Below are 18067 nucleotides of genomic sequence, written 5' to 3'. Positions count from 1 at the left end.
CCTTTTTTTATCCCCAGAAAACCCCACGTCTTTTCAAGACTGAGGATGAATGGGCTAAAGCCCTTTTTCCGCCCCCCCTAAACCACTGCTTGAAAGCCGTGTGAGGGGTTAATTAACGTCGTTTTTTTACCCCGACCTTGGGGCATAGATCGACTATAGGACACTTTGAACAAAAAGGCGAAACAGGCATACAGATATTTTGACCCCACATGACCATAAGACTACTCCATTCACGCCAATATTCTTGTGGTAGGATTTTTTTAAGTTCCCGCTCGGTTTCTTCCGGCGTGCTGGTTTTTACAATACCTAATCGATTGGAGATTCTGTGCACATGAGTGTCGACACAAATGGCGGGGATATTAAAACCCTCTGCTAGGACAAGGTTGGCCGTTTTTGGCCCAACACCTTTGAGTGAAATAAGTTCTTGAAACGTTTCTGGCACCTGGCCATTGAACCTAGCCAGGAGCTCAGCACTGATATGATGGAGTGTCCGAGCTTTTTGGCGATAAAAACCAACAGGGTAAATAACTTTTTCTAAGATGGCCAAGGGAACTTTGAGCATCTCTTGAGGCGTTTTAGCATACTCAAAAAGGCGCTGTGAAGCAGGGAGGGAGACCGTATCTTTGGTTCTGAGACTTAAAAGACAACTGGCCAAGACCAAAAACGGATCTCGGCCATACTGTTTGACGAGGGTAATTGATGCCGGCTGAACATATGCTTGCGTCGATTGGCGCAGTATATGGATAATTTTCATGATTCTTAAGGTAGAATCTGGGTCCGGCAACTTCAATTTTCATCTCCTGGAATGGCACAAAATTGCTTTGTTTAAAGGCTTTTTTGTGCTAGGATGATTAATATAAAATTATGCATCTACTGGAGGGCCATCAAGAACAATGCGCACTAACATTACGACCAACATAACATTCGGATGGGTGAGTTTACTTAAAATTGCATACAATCTATTCATAGAGCCCCTTAGTGAATAAAATTTTATAATTAGTAAATATATTTATGACATTCGATAGTATAATATAGAGTTATTACAAGATCAATAATTTATGCTTTACACACTTTTATCAATAATTGAATCAATTGTTGCCAGCATCCTCTTTCTTTCCATAACTACGATTACAGCGTATGTATTAAAGGCATGTATTCTTGCTGCACTTCTTAAAAAAAATCCCACCGAACCCATTAAGCGTTCCTGGCTTTTATTAGTCTTTGTACTAGCAAGCTCACTTATTGCCGATTCAGCATGGATAATGAAATTAATACTCAATATCTTTCCCACACTTGATTACCGACTTAGAACTTTATGGGTTCGTGTTGCATGGATTGCGCTTATCGTGCAATACCAGGCATTGGCATTATTCATAGAAAGTCTTATTGATAAAACACAACCATTCAATATTCGCCAAAAATTATTTATATTTATAAGTAGCATGTTTGGCTTATCCTTTATTGGATTGGCTATATACAATTTCAATTGCTTTCAAATCAGCGATCGAGTAGCAATTCAGCCGTTCATACAACAAGCATTTACACTCTACTCAAAGTTCTTGTTAATGCTTTCTACGCTGTTTTATACCCTCATGAAATTACGTGATTCATCTTTACCAAAAATTTTAAAGCAACAACTTAAAATCATTATTAAGGTTCTGATTATTCCCCACCTCGCTTTAGACTTTATCCAAATTTTCCCTTTTAACTCTGAAATGTCTGTTGCTCGAGCTCATGCAATAGCAAACATATCAAGTCTCTTATTAACTTTCGCCATCTTCTACTGTGCACGCAAAATCATTGGCTTACGCTTTTTGAATACTCAACCACAGATACAAGCGCATCAAAAATTTAGCTTTATCAATAACTTTAAAGACATATTAGAACAACTCAGCCATGCAACTACCGTTCAAGAGTTGGGGCATATCACCCAAACATTCTTTAAAGATGGGTTTCACGTTCCTCTACGTCGCACGCTGCTTTTTATGCGTAATATGGAAAACAGCAACAAAAATACCAACATGGCCAAACAGGAAATCAGCCATATTGAGCTCCATGCAGAACACATCTTTAACGCTCATGACGATGAAATTAGTGCCTTTATTGCTCATAACAAAATCCTGATTCGCGATGAAATCGCCTTCAGTCAATTTTATGAAAAGAATCAAACTATCACCACCATGCATGCATTTATGGAAACCATTAATGCCGATGTGGTTATCCCCATCTATGAGCAACAAAAAGTGATTGCCTACATTATTGTCGAACGAGATGCTCGCGCTGAATTCTATACTAACATCGAACGAGACGAGATGCTCGTGTTCACCAGCTATTTGGGCAATATCATCCACTTATTACAAACAAGAAACTTAGAACTTCTGATTCACCAAGAAAAAGAGCTCAAGGAAGAGCTGTACAATAAGCACCTTGAGGTCGGCCAGTATAAAGAAAGTATTCGCTCATTTTTGAAACACAGTAAACAAAAAGAAATTGGTATTATCTTTTATAAAAATAGACGCTTTATTTTTGGCAATCAACCCGCCAAAGAACTGGTTAAAATAAACATTAATACCCAAGAAGGCCATCCGCTAACAAAAGCACTTAAACAAATCGCCCATCAAGTGGAAGATTACAAAACAGCACAATCTTCTATGATTACCGATAGCGATGGGGAAAAATTAATGCTCTGCGGTGTTCCCAACTTGGAACAAAGCAACGTCATTATTACCATCTATCATCCAGAAATTTCCGATATTATCACTAAACAAATAGATTTACTTAAAGATCCAAGCAAATGGGATTATTTACTCTATCTTGAGACTACTCAATCAGGAAAACTCATCAATCAGCTGGTTCCTGGATCAGGGGAACAACTCCTTAACTTTAAAATAAACTTACTCAAGACAGCATTAAGCAAAAAAGCGACCTTGCTCTCCATGCCTGAAGAAGATTTGCTGCCAACGGTTGAGCTCTTGCATCACATAAGTTTGCGAGAAACTCTCCACATACTCCATTTAGAAGGTCCGGAAAAGAATTTTGATACGGCAGTAAAACTGTTTGGCATAAACCCACTCTTTGGTTTATCAACTGCCACGCAACAACCATTACTCAAAAAACTCGATGAAGTCGGGACGCTCTTTATTAAAAACATTCAATGCCTCTCGCTCGATACACAAGAGCATCTTGCCGAATTTATTCGTTATGGTTTTTATCGCGTATTTAAGAGTGATCAAAAAATTCCAAGCAATATCCGCATTGTCTGCTCAACCAACCAAGATTTGCAATCGATGACACAAGAGGGTAAATTTTCTAAAAACTTGTTTAACGAACTCAAAAAGACTTCACTCTCCATGCCGTCACTGCTCACCATTCCCGAGCATGAACTGCATAATTTAGCACAAGGCTTTGCAGATCAAGCATTGCATAAAAATAATGCCTTCAAAAATCTTTTGGCATTAACCAATCAAGAACAAATAAAAATATCGCATCAGCGGCCTATAAGCCTCAAAGAAGTAAAGGAGAAAGTGCAACAAACACTAATTTTGAAATCAAAAAAGAATGAAATCTATCAAGAGACGCAGTTTGATCCTGCGTATGAAATAAGCGATCCGGACATTATACAAGCGGCACGCCTGGGTAAACACGCACTGCGGGACCCCAAAATAATGGCGTTATTATGGAACAAATTTAAAAATCAAAATAAAATGGCAACATTTTTGGGCGTGAATCGTTCATCAATAAATCGCCGATGCAAAGATTATAATTTATTCTAACTGCACCGGCATAAATTTCTATCAGCTTCACTTCTCTCGCCTCAAAAAAAATTATTTTAAATTTACGGTCCAAAAGCTGGCACTCGTAACTTTAAAAATTATAATGAAACAGCAGGTGCTGGTGGTGGCCATCCGAACATAGCTTGTCCTTTGCAATTAAAACGTTATTATTATTGTCAGCATGTTATCTTTTTAATAACATACTGAGTGGTAGTATAATTATTCAGCGCATTAAAATCAATAATCATTATGATACATGTAGTAGAAGTTATTAGCAGCACCGTCTCGAGCCCCATATTTTTATTGGTGGCTATCCTCCTTGCGTTCTCCGTTAAAATTTATTTTTTGAGCATCCTTATTCCACAAGGCCTTCGATCAACCAATATTCAAAAATCTTGGTTCTTTTTGCTGGGCTTCCTCATAGGATCAATGTTTGGTGATATTGCTTGGATTATAAAATTAACACGAGAATTGTGGGCGCCACATACAAATTATGCTCTGCCAACTTTTTTTATACGCATTGCGTGGGGCTTTCTCATTATTCAATATCAATCACTCGCATTGTTTATTGAAAGTTTAAGCGAAAAAAACTTCAAGCTCCGTACTTCACACAAAGTCTTCACCCTGATAGGAACAATTTTTAGTATTTATTTCTTTTATATCGCTTTTTTTGACAACAGCCTCATTGACGAGTTTGAACGAGCCCAAGCAAAAACACTCGTTGCAGGTATCCCCCTAGAAATCTCTATCATGCGTTATCTCGTGTATTATTTATTTAGTCTTATTCTCATGCCGAGCCTTTACGTAACGTTCAAAAAATTGCGCTTTTCCAATGTGCCTAAAATTCTAAAAAAACAACTCCGTACTTTTATTCAATTTTTAATCTTCCCCTATGTATTAATCGAATTTTTACAAGCCGCTCATTTTTTATTTAAATTTTTTGGGGTATATGTTTATACAACCGTCAGTGTTTCCACCCTACTCCTCATTTATGTCATCTATTACTGCATGCAACGGGTTATGGGATTACGATTTTTAAATTTCCACAGCCACGTACAATCTGAACACACCTTTAATTTTATTGATGACTTTAAGAATGTTTTTGAACAACTCGGCAAAATAAACAGCGCTCAAGAATTAGATCATATTGTGCAAACATTTTTTAAAGAAGCATTCCATATCCCCGTACGTAAAACAATGATCTGTATTCGAGCCAATAATACACAAACGCCCAATTTTCACCGAGCTAAAGACCTGCATAAGCTGGAAGATACGGTAGAACAATTTATGAATGGCCACGATTCAGAGCTATGCCTTTTCATTCATAAACAAAAGATTCTCATTTACGATGAAATTGATTTCACTCATTTTTATAATGAAGACCCCAATCAAAAAAAAGTACTTGATTTCTTAGAAGGTATTAATGCTGACGTATTTTTACCCATTTATGATAAACAAAGAATAGCAGCTTATATTATTATTGAACGACACACACGCATCAGAGAATTTTATAGCAACATTGAACGGGATCAAATGTTAGTGTTTGCAAACTATCTGAGCAATACGCTCAACTTGTTACAACATCAAAACATTGAACCCCTCATCCACGAAGCAAAAGAACTCAGAGAAGAACTGGCCAGCTCTCGCCAAACAATCAATCTGTATAAAGAAAGTATCCGATCATTTTTGCGACCCACCAAGCAAAAAGAAATCGGTATCATTTTTTATAAAAATAGACGCTTTGTTTTTGGCAATCAGACGGCAAAAGAATTAATACAAATCAACATCAATAAGCAAGAAGGCCACTCGCTCACCCAAGCATTAAAGCTCATTGCACGCCAAGTCGAAGAGTACAAATCATCACAAACAATCATAACCAGAGACATACACGACAATAAGCTAGTGCTCTGCGGTGTACCCAATCTAGAACACAGCAATGTTATTATCACCGTCTATTATCCAGAAATTTCTGACATTATCACCAAGCAAATCACTCAACTCAAAGATCCTAGCAAGTGGGACTATTTACTCTATTTAGAAACAACACAAACGGGACAACTCATTAATCACATGGTCCCTGGATATCAAGAACTGTTGTTACACTTTAAATTTGATTTACTTAAAGTAGCTTTAAGCACCAAGGCCACCTTGCTTGAATTCCCCGAAGATGACGTGCTGCCAGCAGTTGAACTGCTGCACCGAACCAGTAATAGGGAAATTCTTTTTACCTTGAACCTTGCCACCTATGATAAAAACACCGACACCTCAATCAAATTATTCGGCGTCAATCCTATATTTGGCAACAGCAATGCTCAGCCATTGTTTAAAAAGTTAGATAACAATGGAACACTCTATATCAAAAACGTTGAATTCTTGCATCTAGAAACACAGGAGATGCTCGCTGACTACCTGAAAACTGGTGAATATTGCGTAACAAAAAGTGATCAAAAAATAAACAGCAATGTTCGCGTTATCTGCTCAACACAACAAAATCTCCAGATGATGGTGCACGATAATACTTTTTCAAAGTCATTGTTCGAAATATTACACGCTACAACCGTTGAACTTCCACCCCTGAGTATCATTCCAGAAAAAGAATTTTTAGACCTTATCCATGGATTTACTGAGCAACTCCTCAAAACACAAGCCTTTAAATCGTTACTCGAATTGTCTCCACAAGAAAAAAATAAATTACTCATGAATCGTCCGGCAAGCTTGCACGAATTAAAAAACAAAATTTATCAAGCGCTTATCTTGAAATCTAAAAAGAACCAAATTTATAACGAAACGCAATTCAGTCCTGCATATGCCATCAGTGACCCCGAACTCACTGAAGCCTCAAATTTAGGAAAGCATGCATTGCGCGATCCAAAAATCATGAGTCTATTATGGAACAAATTTAAAAATCAAAATCAAATTGCCGCCTTCCTTGGGGTCAATCGCTCATCGGTTAATCGTCGCTGCAAGGATTATAATTTAGCATAGTTAAGGAACTTATAATGACGCTAGCAGAGTTTATAGACAGAAAAGAGCAATTTTTAATCTATCTCCATGTTGAAAAGAACTTAGCTGATAACACCTACCGTGCCTACGAGAGCGACTTGAACCAATTTATCACATTCTGGCATGAATTAAGCGCGGAAGATCAACAACATTTGGAAGTACGTCAAGTCATCGAACGATTTTTAGTCAGCCTGTTTTATAAAAAAATTGATAAGAATACCATCGCACGGAAATTCTCCTGCTTTAAATCATTCGAAAAATTTCTGCACACCTGCGGCATTACTCTATCATTAAAGCTAAAACGGCCACGCCTTGATAAAAAATTACCGCTCTACTTAAGTGTCGATGAAATATTCCACCTACTCGATACTATTCAAGATAATGAGCTGCCTACAAAATATCCGATTCGCGATAAAACAATTTTTGAATTCATTTATGCAACCGGCATTCGATGCTCAGAACTCATTGGCATACGCTTTAAAGATATCGACACCCCGAACAAGACCATTCGCATTCGCGGTAAAGGCAACAGAGAACGCCTGGTGCTCTTTGGACAAAAAGCACAGGATAAGTTGAACCAATATCTTAAACATGAACGGCCAACACCACACAATCTTGATGAGTATGTGTTTCTCAACTATCGCAGCCAACCTCTGACCAGCCGTTCAATTCAAAGAATGTTTGAGATGTTCCGGTCATTCCTACACATTGAGCGTAAAATTACACCCCACAAGATTCGCCATTCATTTGCAACCCATCTTCTCAATCAAGGAACCGATTTACGGGTTGTACAAGAACTCCTAGGCCACAAGACCTTAGCGAGCACCGAAAAATATACCCATGTTTCACTGGAAGAACTTTCTAAAATGTGCGAAACTAAACATCCATTACGTGGTATGCTCCCTAACAAAGAAGATTAATCCTCCATGCAACAACAATCTCATACGCTCAATGCTAAAATTATCCTTTTGCCTTTTTGCATTATGCTTGGTTTTATGCTCATTGGCATCCGTCTTTATTATTTACAAATTAAGCAGAGCGATGCATTACTCGAACAAAGTGAAAAGAATTGTACCCGTATTGAAAAAATACAATCACCACGCGGCAACATCCTCGATTGTTCTGGCGTATTACTCGCTACCAATCGACCGCTGACCAACGTTTATTGGCGCGGCACTGGTAATACCACTCTCAGTGACTTACAGCGCACGGTACTTGAAAAAATAGCTACTATCATCGACAAGCCACTCACAACTGATATCAATATTTTACAAACAATTATGATGGCAGAAAAAAAGCAACACAAGCTCTTACTCACGTCCGATTTAACCTTTGAACAATTAAGCCAACTTCAAGAACAATTTTCCGCCGATCAAAACATTACTATTGCAACCCACTTTAAACGTTTCTACCCCCATAAAACCTTTGCTTGTCATATCCTAGGCTATCTTGGTTCCATGAATCTTGAACCACAAGGAAAAATGGGCCTTGAAAAAATGTTTGAAGAAACGCTCAAGGGCGAACATGGCACAACCATTAAAAAAATAAATTCTGTTGGTAGAAATCTAGCAGAAGTTGAACTTAAAGAAGCCCTGAGTGGCCGAAACATTGAAACAACCATTGATATCGACATGCAAAACATTTGCGAACAAATCTTCCCCGAACAACAAGCAGGTACTTTTATTGTCATGGATCCCAACGATGGTGCCATTGTAGCACTAGTCTCGCGTCCCAATTTTGATCCTAACATATTTTTAAATCCCATCAATGCTGAGCAATGGAGCATCTTACAAGACAAACACCCTTTTTTAAATCGCGCATTCACTTCATCCTACCCGCCAGGATCGATCTTTAAACTCGTCACTTCCTGCGCAGCAATTGAAAATGGCTATCTTAAACCCGACTCCAGCATCACCTGTCATGGCTACAGTACCTTTTGCGAACGACGCTATTATTGTTCGCGTCGTGATGGACACGGTACTCTTACGCCACAACAAGCACTCGCACAATCATGTAACATTCTTTTCTTTGATATTGCACGACATATCGACATCGATACCCTAGCCGAATACGCCCATATTTTTGGCTTGGGAGAGAAAACTAATATTTGTTTTCCTGAAACCGATGGTTTGATTCCAACCTCGGCATGGAAAAAACGCGTCAAAGGTGAACGCTGGTGGCCGGGCGAAACACTCTCGGCAGCAATTGGCCAAAGTTTCTTATTAGTGACCCCTATTCAAGTTGCCTGCATGATTTCCAGTATTTTCACCCAATATTTGGTCAAACCACGCATTCTGCAGGAAGAGCCGATTCAACAACGACCACTCACCATAAAAAAATCAACCCTAGATTTTCTACGTCAATCTATGCAATCGGTAGTCACCAAGGGTACCGGCATACGAATCAGTCGGGTAAAAGATATTGAAATTTATGCAAAAACCAGTACGGCACAGATCAGCACCTATAGCAAGCGGGAGTTGGGCATCCAATACTTGGAACATGGCTGGTTTGTCGCTTACTTAAAGTATAAAAACAACCCCCCACTTACTATTGTAGTAATGGCAGAGAACGTTGGATCGTCTCGCGCTGCCACCGAAATTGCCAAAAACTTTGTGGTTGATTATAAAAAACTCATGGATTTTAGAAAAATAGAGGCCGAAGAACCCGAGCCTCTTATAAGCTAATTTTATCAGAAAACCCTTATACATAAGCCCTTTTTTTAATCTCATCGTCTGATATACTCTTTATATATAGTATAATATCACCCCCATATATCAGAGATTTTTTATGAATTTTAGATCATTAATACTCCTATCCCTCATGATTTCGTGCTCAATGGCTATTCACACTGACAATGAAAATACAAGCTCAGCACCCTTGCAACAAAAAAAATCTGCAGTCCGCTATAAAAACATGCTCTATGGTGCTGCCATAGGAACAATATCGGGAACGCTATCAGCTGCCACCTTTCTGCTAGAGATACCTTTTGCAGGTAATATTATCTCTTATTTTCTTGAACCAAGCATGAGAAGTCAACTTGCTCAAGACATCGCTGAAGATAACGACTTAGATACCAAGCAAGTTCAATACTATGCTCGCTGTGCAAGTTGGATTAGCTATTTGCTCACCTATGCAGCCCTTTATCCAGAAAAATGCGCAATATTTAGAAACCAATCTCGGGCAACTCTTAAAGTAACAAAGACATATCAATTTGTAACACCTAACGGCACCCCCTATATCTTTGTATAATTTATCAATAATTATCACAACAACCATAAGGCCTATTACTTTTTATGGATAATCACAAAAAATTGCTCATTATCACATTCAGCATCGCTTTATTAGTACCAGCTCCATGTGCCATACAAGCATCCGATATCATTAATACTGAACCAACAACGCAAAGTACTCAAGAAATAAAGCCCACTAATAACCTTAAGGGCTTTGTCCTCGGCGTGCTCCATGGTGCGGTTATAGGAACCTTAACCGCTACACTAGGCCAAGGTTTAACTGATATAACGAGCAATAAAGGCATAGCACTATCTTTTATCGTTGAACCTATGATCAGAAACACTCTTGTTAATTCAAAAGACCTAGCGGGTAACCGTCACGAACTCACCACAAAAATAACCGCCTGGCTTGCAAGCTGGATGACCTATTGCTATCTTTACGGGCAATCAAACAAAGTTCAAGCAAAAAAACATCAGATTCTGCTTGATGTCATGAGCAGAGATTCAGGATTAGGCCCAATAGAAAATCCATTATTCCATATGGCTGATTATGATGCAGACTTAATTCACCACTACTAAAGACAGACCAACCAAGGGCAGTAACAACATATGATCAAGAGCATCCCCAAAGCAATTTTCATGGCACACTGCTTTATGCCCAGCGCATTTTTTGCAATGCTCAACCACCAACAAATAACCCTTAATAAAGAACTCATACGAGCAGTTAACGTGCGCGATACCACCGCAGCCTCCAATCTCATTAATCGCAAGGCCGATGTTAATACTCGCGACGATTACCATAGCACGCCACTCATGCATGCAGCATTTAGTGGCGACACAGAATGTCTTGGGATACTCCTAGAAAAACAAGCCGACATTAATGCGTACAACAGATATGGAAAAACGTCACTTATGTTTGCTATTCATGCTAACAAAAACAAAAGTATCGCATTCCTTCTTGAAAAAAAATCGGACACTACTATTCAAAAAAATGGTAGAGATACAGCACTGATCTGGGCTGCACGATCTGGCAATCCACTCTCTATACAATTACTCCTGGACCATGGTGCAGATCGCAACGCACAAAACAGTAATGGCGAAACGGCGCACAGAATAGCAACTCTGTGGGACCACCCAGACTGCGTAAAGTTACTACGTCACAACAATTAACATTAAAAAAGAACGTTTAAACCAAAAAAAGCGACCGGATTTTATTCCGATCGCTTTTTTATTTTTGAATTAACCCGATATGCACCTTTTCAGGATACATATAAGAATAGCCGATTAGGCCTGTTGTGCTTTTTCTTTAGCTGCAACGTTCTTTGCCAAACGGCTGACGTTACGAGCTGCAGTATTGCAGTGCAGTATACCCTTGCATTTAGCGCGAGCTATAGTAGCTTCTGCCGCACGCAATAATTCTTTGGTTACTGACATTTCTTCATTTGCGCTCAAAGCAGTCAATACTTTTTTAATCGCAGTTTTCACTGCAGACTTACGAGCCAAATTTTTCTTTCTACGTGCTTCACCTTGTAAAGCGCGTTTTTTTGCCGACTTAATATTAGGCATAGTAAACCTCTTGTATTAATCTATCAACTATACAACTTTTTGAACTTTTCCAGCTTTTACGCATTTAGTACATACGTTTCCGCGTGCTACGGTACCTGATGGGCAACCCACCGTGGTATAGCGCATGGAATGTACGTTAGGATAAACCCAATGTTTAACCCTGTTATTTGCGTTACTTACTGAATTAGCTACCTGTGGACGTTTGCCACATACTGTGCAGATGCGTGCCATGTATCTAAAACCTTTCAATCACCAATAGCAACAATTTGTTTACTAAAAGTATACTAGAAAAGCTGATTTTTTCAAATTAAACCTAAGGTTTTAGTAATAAAAACAACTTTTTGTATACTTCTGGGTTCCCAGCGGCCAAAAACGACCTATAGGCAGGCCCGACCTCTATCCCCTCAAAATCACTCGAGAATCCACCCGCTTCATGCACTAGAACGATGCCTGCAGCGACATCCCACCATCCCAAATCCTCAAAAACGACCCCTTCTAGGCGCCCGGATGCCACATACGCTATGTCTAAGGCCACAGCCCCAAAATGTCGTATCGCATAAACTTGGCGGGCAATAAAAGGAGCTTTTTCAAGCAAATGGGCGTAAGCGGTGTTTTTTGCATAGGGCAAACCAATGGCAATCACACTTTTATTCAAAGCTTCCTGAGACGTTGCCAACCGTACGCCATTAACAAAGGCCCCTTTTCCCACCGTTGCATAAAAAAGTTCGTCTGTCAGTGGTTGATAAATCATACCAAAGACCGGCTTATCCTTACAGGTTAACCCAACTGATATGCAAAAATAGGGGAGGCCATGGGCAAAATTGGTGGTACCGTCCAAAGGATCGATAACCCAACAATAGTCTGATTTTTCGCCAACATTTCCCGACTCTTCCGCAAAAACATGCGCCTCAGGAATCACACCCCGTAACTGCTCAATAAGATACTGCTCGCTGGCCAGATCTGCCTCAGTGACAAACCCGGAGCTCGCACCGTGGTCGAATTTCTCGGTTCGAGTCAGATTTTTGTGGAAGTATGAAAGGACAAGAGCCCCGGCCTTTTTAAGGATCGGGGCTACTTCTAATGCTAAATCACGTTCTTGATGAATCATATAAAAACGTCCTTTTATTAGGAGAATGTATGCTCAGTGCGCGGTGCGATACCGAGCAATTCATAAATTTCACCCGCAAAAAGCGTTTCTTTTTCAACCAATGTGGTGGCCAACAAGTCTAATTTATCACGATTCAATCTCAACATTTCAAGGGCTTTTGCATGGGAAGCGCTCAATATTTTTTGAACTTCCACATCTATTTTCTCCGCAGTCGCTTGCGAATACGGATAATCACTATTTTGTTGACCATATACAACCGGACCCAAATCAGACATGCCATAGAAGCATACCATCTTACGGGCAATATCAGTCGCCGCTTTGAAATCTGAATAAGCACCGGTCGTTCGTTTGCCAAAGACAAGCTCTTCTGCCGCCGAACCACCTAATGCTGCATCGATAGATGCCAAGAGTTCTTCTTTAGTCGTAATATATTTTTCTCTTTCTGGTAAATAATGAGTTACGCCAAGAGCGCCACCGCGAGGTATAATTGTTACCTTATGTAACGGATCAGTAGAATTAGGCGATAACAAACGCACCAATGCGTGGCCAGCTTCGTGGAATGCCGTCTCGCGACGATCGTCTTCAGACAACACCACACTTTTGCGTTCCTTGCCAAGCAACATCTTGTCACGCGCTTCTTCAAAATCTTTAATAGTAATAAGGTCTTGATTAAATTTCGATGCATTAATAGCCGCTTCATTAATAAGGTTAGCTAAATCGGCACCAGTAAATCCTGGAGTACCACGAGCAATCTTGGACAAATCCACTGAAGGATCAATCTTAACTGCTTGTGCGTGTAATCTTAAAATTTGTTCACGACTCATCAAATCAGGATACGGAACTTCTACCCGTCTATCAAAACGACCTGGACGAAGCAATGCTTTGTCTAATACATCAGCTCTATTGGTTGCTGCCATAACAATAACCGCACCACCAACCGTTTGAAAACCATCCATTTCTGTCAATAACTGGTTAAGGGTTTGCTCGCGTTCATCATGTCCGCCACCCATACCAGTGCCACGGTGACGACCGACTGCATCAATTTCATCAATAAACACAATGCTTGGTGAATGCTTACGCGCTTGAGCAAATAAATCGCGAACACGAGCAGCACCAACACCCACAAATACTTCAATGAAATCAGAACCGCTGATGCTAAAGAATGGGCAGTTCGCCTCACCCGCAACAGCTTTTGCCAGTAAGGTTTTACCGTTACCTGGTTCACCAACCAAAAGGACACCGCGAGTAATTTTAGCACCAAGTCGTTTATATTTTTCTGGGTTGCGTAAGAAATCAACCACATCATGCAATTCTTCTTTTGCTTCTTGGTTGCCGGCTACCGAATTAAAGGTTTCTTTAATAGTCGAAGGCATAAACATTTTAGCTTTGCTTTTACCCATATTAAAGATGTTGCCACCGCCACCACCGCCATTAGAACCACCACGTGATTGACGAATATAATACCAAATAGCCCATAGGGTCATTAATAAAAGAAGCAGAGGCAAAATATACCACATGCTCATCTGACCAGCAGGACTGGTTACCCAGACTTCAACATTATGTTCTTTTAATACATCCCAGTTTTTTGGATTGTTGCCAACCACTACTTCAAAATGAGAGTTGTCCTTAAAGACACCGGTTGCATCAAGCCCAGTCAAGCGAACTGCCTTAACTTTATCCTGTTCAACTTCTTTAATAAAAGTATCATAAGAAATAGTTTTTATCTGACGTGCATAATCGGTAAATTCGTGTAAAAGAAGCATGCCTCCCAAAAGAAGAAGTGCTAGGATAAGAATGTTTCTTGGACCACCCTGAAACATCGGGGTGTTTTTATTTTTATTCATTTTCATAAAATATACTACCTGTTCATTTGAAATAAATCATTAGTGCTATCAACTATTACCTTTAAGTATAATAAAAGTGGCTTATCCTGTCGATAGTAAAAAACGCACACGCTATTAAGCAACAATAGGAAATTCTTCGTACGTCGGTGACCATGCAGGATAGCTACACACCTGTTTTTCAGAGGTAATATAACGCCTCACGTTCGTCACAATATTCAACATAGCAATGCGGCTTTTTTCTCCCTGCTCGACAGAAAACAATAAGAAGTTGCCGCATGGTGACCACGAGCATTCTTCTTTATTGCCACTATCAAAGGTCAACTGGGTATGCTCTTGATGCTTAGTATCATATAAAAATAACTGCATTGTCCCACCCACAATTTTTGAATACACGAGCTTGCAATGACGCGAGCAATAGCTTGGCGCAGCGCAATAGCCACCATGCGTTAAACGGTCAAGATTATCTGTTTCTATATTGTAACAATAGACCTGTGGCTTGCCAGTCTGGAAATCAGAACAGAAGAATATCTTTTTGCCATCTGCAGAAAACGTTGGTGACACGTTGTTGCCATTATTTTTGGTTATTTTTCTAAAGGCACCCTTGTCGTGGTAATACAATTGACAAGTACCATCGCCATGCGATGCGCAATAGACCACATGCTTACCGTCTTTAGAAAATGCTGGCAACATATTAATACCATCAAAATTAGAAGCTATTTTTCTTTTTTTATTCATACTAACGCCCACAAGACGTACGTTTGCATTAGTATATTCTGAATAAAACAGCAGTGGGGACTTAACGTCATTATTCCAACGCGGCGCAACGCTCACCGTTGGCAACGTAACCAACTCCTGCTCATGGGAGCCATCATAATCAGCAACGTAAATATATTTGACCATCCTTTTTTTAGGACGATGCATATCTTTACAATAGGCAAGCTTGGTGGAGAAAAATCCTTCGTCGCCTGTCAACACAGACCATAAGACATCGGATACATTATGCGCCCACCCACGAGGCACGGTGCCACGCTTGGTATACTTTGACCCTTTGAGCATAACAACCTGCGTTGTGTCGTACACACGCCATTCAACACCATCGTGAGCCGGTGTATCATTTAAAAATACGGCCAGAGAATATCCCTGCTCAAACAGTTTAGTAATCTCATTCTTTGTGTGCAATGCTTTGATTTCATGCACAGCAACAGCAAACTGACCACTAAATTCAAGATCTTTTTTTATTATCGCCACCATGTCGCGCAATGCTGGAGTCATAGCACCAACGACTCCCAAGAACAAAGAGAGCTTTGCATGTTCCTTTGGCGCAACACTTATTGCAAACGTTGGCGATTGTGTTTCTTGGGCAGTGCTCATCGGCATCGCTACAGCACTAACCATACCAACGAATAATACCCAAACTTTTGCCCCTTCAAGTACGCGCAAAAGCGCTGCCTTCAGGGAGGACGGCTTAAGAAAATCTCTCTCGCCGTCCTGTCTGAGCTTTGTCGAAGACTTTCCTAATAAACTCTTTGTTGTTTTTTTCATAGGTATCTCATTTATTGTTTAAAAGTTATGGTACATTCTTTGCCCCAAAGGCTTTTTGGATACTGCGTAGCAAGAGCTGCCGAACGCGTTGAAATATCATACATAGGAACACCCGATGGTGTATCAATCTTAATTTTTTTTACTTTACCATTCCAATCAATGGTAATAGTAGTAACACATACACGATCTTTTGATATACCAACCGGAGGTCGCCAATGCTGTGCAACTTCTTGAATCACCGCATCTTGCATATACATTGCATCTAAATCATCCTGCCCAACATATCGAATGTTAGGCGATCCATCGCCCTCTGTCGATGATTCTTGCGTACCCGTTGCTGCCATATCTGGCACAACAAGTGGCTGGAGCTCTTCTTTTTTTAGTTCTTCTTCTGGTAATTTTTCTACCACTTTTTCTGCGGGTTTCTCTACAACTTTTTCTACAAGTTTTTCTTTTACTTTCTCTGGAACTTTTACTTTTTCCTGCTTATTTTTTTTTGCTTTGTCTTTTTTACTAGTAGCATCTTGTGCTGTTTCTGTTTTGCTTTTTTTCGGCGCAATTACTTTTTTTGGTTCTGCAGGCGTAGCTACTGTTGTTTCCTTTGCAGCTTTTTCAACCGGCGCTGCCGGCTTTGCTACAGGCTTTGCTTGCGCAGCACAAGCAGATTTCCCTCTACCACCTTTTTTGCCACGTGGTGCATTGTAAACTTTCTTTTGCAGCGGCAAAAAAACTACGACCGCATCAGCATCAATCGCTTGATTAATAGAAAACGCATAATGCGCCGAATCACCCTTATACATAAACAACATAACAAAGAGTAATCCAGCATGTATGCCGGTCGTGAAAATAAATAATTTTGCCCAAAGCGTAAGAACTTTAGGCAACTTTTTTTGTAGCCAAAGCCACATAGCGAACGCCTCCCGCAACTTTCAGCTGATCAACAATTTGTATAACATGGCCATAGCGCACCGATTGATCTGCTTTTACAAAAACCGTACTTTGCGTATCGTTGCCAATTTTTTGTCTAACAGCGCCTACTAAACTATCTTTAGTTACCGGCATGCCATTAAAAAATAATTTTTCATGGCTATCGATATACACAATTAAATCTTGTTTAGCGCCGCCATCTTCCTTGGCTTGACCGTCGGGCAACGTCACTTTAATCGCATTTTGCATCATGGGAGTCGTCACCATAAAAATGATAAGCAACGTCAATGCGGTATCGATAAGCGGTGTTAACGGAATATCGTGTAATGCCGAAGGTGTTTTTCTTTTTCTACGTATAAAAGCCATCAGCCCCTCCTATTTGAGCAATAAACGTTGTATCGTAAAACCAACTCTGTCAGCTAATGCGTTATAATGTTGTTCAAGTTCACGCACGCGCACTTGAATGTAGTTAAACATGATTAATGCAGGAATTGCTACGATTAAACCAACCAAGGTGGTGATCAATGCTTCTGCAATACCAGGAGCTACGGTTGCAATGTCAGCAGATTGTTTTTCACTAATACGAACGAACGAGTGAACTAAGCCCCAAACCGTACCAAACAATCCTAACAAAGGAGAAACTGCTGCACAGGTTGAAAGAAGTGGCACATAAGCTTCATCGCTGTAGACCATATCATCAACCGTTTGATACATATGTTGTTGGAATAATTCAAAATCCTGCTGGCTCAATTCAGTTCTGCCACGTTCTTTATTCAGCTCTATCATTGATTTTAAAAAGCTTAAATTTTTTGAGAGAAAATAGCCAGGCATGGTGTTATGCAACTGAGTTGCCACCACCAGCATATCATCAAGCGTCCGCATTGCTTTTATAAGATCAAGCGCTTTGTCCATGTGTCGTTTTTTCAAACGTAACAACACAAGCTTGTACAAAAACACTGTCCAACACGCAATAGACATACCTAACAACACTAACAATACAAACTTACTCACGGCATCTGATTGTGCTATCAACTGCCAAATCGCATTTCCCATTATCATATACTATCCTTTGCA

The 18067-nt window shown here is 39.9% G+C and carries 16 protein-coding genes; 7 read left to right on the top strand and 9 right to left on the bottom strand.

Features of this window, described 5'->3' with window-relative positions; all coding sequences use genetic code 11:
* Positions 1 to 112 precede the first annotated feature (112 nt).
* Complete coding sequence (locus tag NTX86_04445) at positions 113 to 790, bottom strand: endonuclease III (protein MCX5922547.1); 678 nt, start codon at positions 788 to 790, stop codon at positions 113 to 115.
* Positions 791 to 1058: 268 nt separating this feature from the next.
* On the opposite strand from NTX86_04445, the gene NTX86_04440 reads away from it, so the two are divergent.
* From NTX86_04440 to NTX86_04410, 7 genes are all read left to right on the top strand, one after another.
* Positions 1059 to 3773 (top strand): sigma 54-interacting transcriptional regulator, encoded by a 2715-nt coding sequence (locus NTX86_04440; GenBank protein MCX5922546.1) that lies wholly within the window; start codon positions 1059 to 1061, stop codon positions 3771 to 3773.
* A gap of 249 nt (positions 3774 to 4022) precedes the next feature.
* Complete coding sequence (locus tag NTX86_04435) at positions 4023 to 6758, top strand: sigma 54-interacting transcriptional regulator (GenBank protein ID MCX5922545.1); 2736 nt, start codon at positions 4023 to 4025, stop codon at positions 6756 to 6758.
* A 14-nt stretch (positions 6759 to 6772) separates the two neighbouring features.
* Positions 6773 to 7696, top strand: coding sequence for a tyrosine-type recombinase/integrase (locus NTX86_04430; protein ID MCX5922544.1), 924 nt, complete (start codon positions 6773 to 6775; stop codon positions 7694 to 7696).
* 6 nt (positions 7697 to 7702) lie between these two features.
* Entirely contained in the window at positions 7703 to 9460 is a 1758-nt protein-coding gene (gene mrdA, locus NTX86_04425) for a penicillin-binding protein 2 (protein ID MCX5922543.1), read from the top strand.
* A 103-nt stretch (positions 9461 to 9563) separates the two neighbouring features.
* A complete protein-coding gene (locus NTX86_04420; GenBank protein ID MCX5922542.1) occupies positions 9564 to 10025 on the top strand; it encodes a hypothetical protein in 462 nt (153 codons plus the stop codon).
* Positions 10026 to 10069: 44 nt separating this feature from the next.
* On the top strand, positions 10070 to 10585 hold the full coding sequence (locus NTX86_04415; protein MCX5922541.1) for a hypothetical protein: 516 nt from the start codon (positions 10070 to 10072) through the stop codon (positions 10583 to 10585).
* 30 nt (positions 10586 to 10615) lie between these two features.
* Positions 10616 to 11176, top strand: a complete 561-nt coding sequence (locus tag NTX86_04410) for an ankyrin repeat domain-containing protein (GenBank protein MCX5922540.1) — start codon at positions 10616 to 10618, stop codon at positions 11174 to 11176.
* A gap of 114 nt (positions 11177 to 11290) precedes the next feature.
* Here the strand turns inward: NTX86_04410 and rpsT are convergent, their stop codons facing one another.
* The 8 genes from rpsT to NTX86_04370 form a co-directional block, all read right to left on the bottom strand.
* Positions 11291 to 11572, bottom strand: a complete 282-nt coding sequence (gene rpsT, locus NTX86_04405; GenBank protein MCX5922539.1) for a 30S ribosomal protein S20 — start codon at positions 11570 to 11572, stop codon at positions 11291 to 11293.
* Positions 11573 to 11599: 27 nt separating this feature from the next.
* Complete coding sequence (locus NTX86_04400; protein ID MCX5922538.1) at positions 11600 to 11803, bottom strand: bL28 family ribosomal protein; 204 nt, start codon at positions 11801 to 11803, stop codon at positions 11600 to 11602.
* 82 nt (positions 11804 to 11885) lie between these two features.
* The gene (locus NTX86_04395; GenBank protein MCX5922537.1) at positions 11886 to 12680 is read right to left on the bottom strand and encodes an inositol monophosphatase family protein; all 795 of its coding nucleotides are present in this window, start codon (positions 12678 to 12680) and stop codon (positions 11886 to 11888) included.
* A gap of 17 nt (positions 12681 to 12697) precedes the next feature.
* A complete protein-coding gene (gene ftsH / locus NTX86_04390) occupies positions 12698 to 14530 on the bottom strand; it encodes an ATP-dependent zinc metalloprotease FtsH (GenBank protein ID MCX5922536.1) in 1833 nt (610 codons plus the stop codon).
* 108 nt (positions 14531 to 14638) lie between these two features.
* Entirely contained in the window at positions 14639 to 16066 is a 1428-nt protein-coding gene (locus NTX86_04385) for a hypothetical protein (GenBank protein ID MCX5922535.1), read from the bottom strand.
* 11 nt (positions 16067 to 16077) lie between these two features.
* Entirely contained in the window at positions 16078 to 16974 is an 897-nt protein-coding gene (locus tag NTX86_04380) for a TonB C-terminal domain-containing protein (protein ID MCX5922534.1), read from the bottom strand.
* Positions 16943 to 17359: a biopolymer transporter ExbD gene (locus tag NTX86_04375; protein ID MCX5922533.1), complete on the bottom strand. Its 417-nt coding sequence runs from the start codon at positions 17357 to 17359 to the stop codon at positions 16943 to 16945. The genes NTX86_04380 and NTX86_04375 overlap by 32 nt, the downstream gene beginning before the upstream one ends.
* A 9-nt stretch (positions 17360 to 17368) precedes the next feature.
* Entirely contained in the window at positions 17369 to 18052 is a 684-nt protein-coding gene (locus NTX86_04370; protein MCX5922532.1) for a MotA/TolQ/ExbB proton channel family protein, read from the bottom strand.
* Positions 18053 to 18067 lie beyond the last annotated feature (15 nt).

The organism is Candidatus Dependentiae bacterium, assembly GCA_026389015.1.
Lineage (GTDB): Bacteria > Babelota > Babeliae > Babelales > Vermiphilaceae > JAPLIR01.
The sequence above is the reverse complement of the archived record's forward strand: the minus strand, read 5'-3'. Positions and strand labels throughout refer to the sequence as shown.

Coding starts and splice junctions, on each gene's coding strand:
- NTX86_04395 (MCX5922537.1), bottom strand. CDS start 12,680: ATGATTCATCAAGAACGTGATTTAGCATTAGAAGTAGCCCCGATCCTT.
- NTX86_04440 (MCX5922546.1), top strand. CDS start 1,059: ATGCTTTACACACTTTTATCAATAATTGAATCAATTGTTGCCAGCATC.
- NTX86_04385 (MCX5922535.1), bottom strand. CDS start 16,066: ATGAAAAAAACAACAAAGAGTTTATTAGGAAAGTCTTCGACAAAGCTC.
- rpsT (MCX5922539.1), bottom strand. CDS start 11,572: ATGCCTAATATTAAGTCGGCAAAAAAACGCGCTTTACAAGGTGAAGCA.
- NTX86_04410 (MCX5922540.1), top strand. CDS start 10,616: ATGATCAAGAGCATCCCCAAAGCAATTTTCATGGCACACTGCTTTATG.
- NTX86_04375 (MCX5922533.1), bottom strand. CDS start 17,359: ATGGCTTTTATACGTAGAAAAAGAAAAACACCTTCGGCATTACACGAT.
- NTX86_04415 (MCX5922541.1), top strand. CDS start 10,070: ATGGATAATCACAAAAAATTGCTCATTATCACATTCAGCATCGCTTTA.
- NTX86_04370 (MCX5922532.1), bottom strand. CDS start 18,052: ATGATAATGGGAAATGCGATTTGGCAGTTGATAGCACAATCAGATGCC.
- NTX86_04420 (MCX5922542.1), top strand. CDS start 9,564: ATGAATTTTAGATCATTAATACTCCTATCCCTCATGATTTCGTGCTCA.
- mrdA (MCX5922543.1), top strand. CDS start 7,703: ATGCAACAACAATCTCATACGCTCAATGCTAAAATTATCCTTTTGCCT.
- ftsH (MCX5922536.1), bottom strand. CDS start 14,530: ATGAAAATGAATAAAAATAAAAACACCCCGATGTTTCAGGGTGGTCCA.
- NTX86_04380 (MCX5922534.1), bottom strand. CDS start 16,974: ATGTGGCTTTGGCTACAAAAAAAGTTGCCTAAAGTTCTTACGCTTTGG.
- NTX86_04400 (MCX5922538.1), bottom strand. CDS start 11,803: ATGGCACGCATCTGCACAGTATGTGGCAAACGTCCACAGGTAGCTAAT.
- NTX86_04435 (MCX5922545.1), top strand. CDS start 4,023: ATGATACATGTAGTAGAAGTTATTAGCAGCACCGTCTCGAGCCCCATA.
- NTX86_04430 (MCX5922544.1), top strand. CDS start 6,773: ATGACGCTAGCAGAGTTTATAGACAGAAAAGAGCAATTTTTAATCTAT.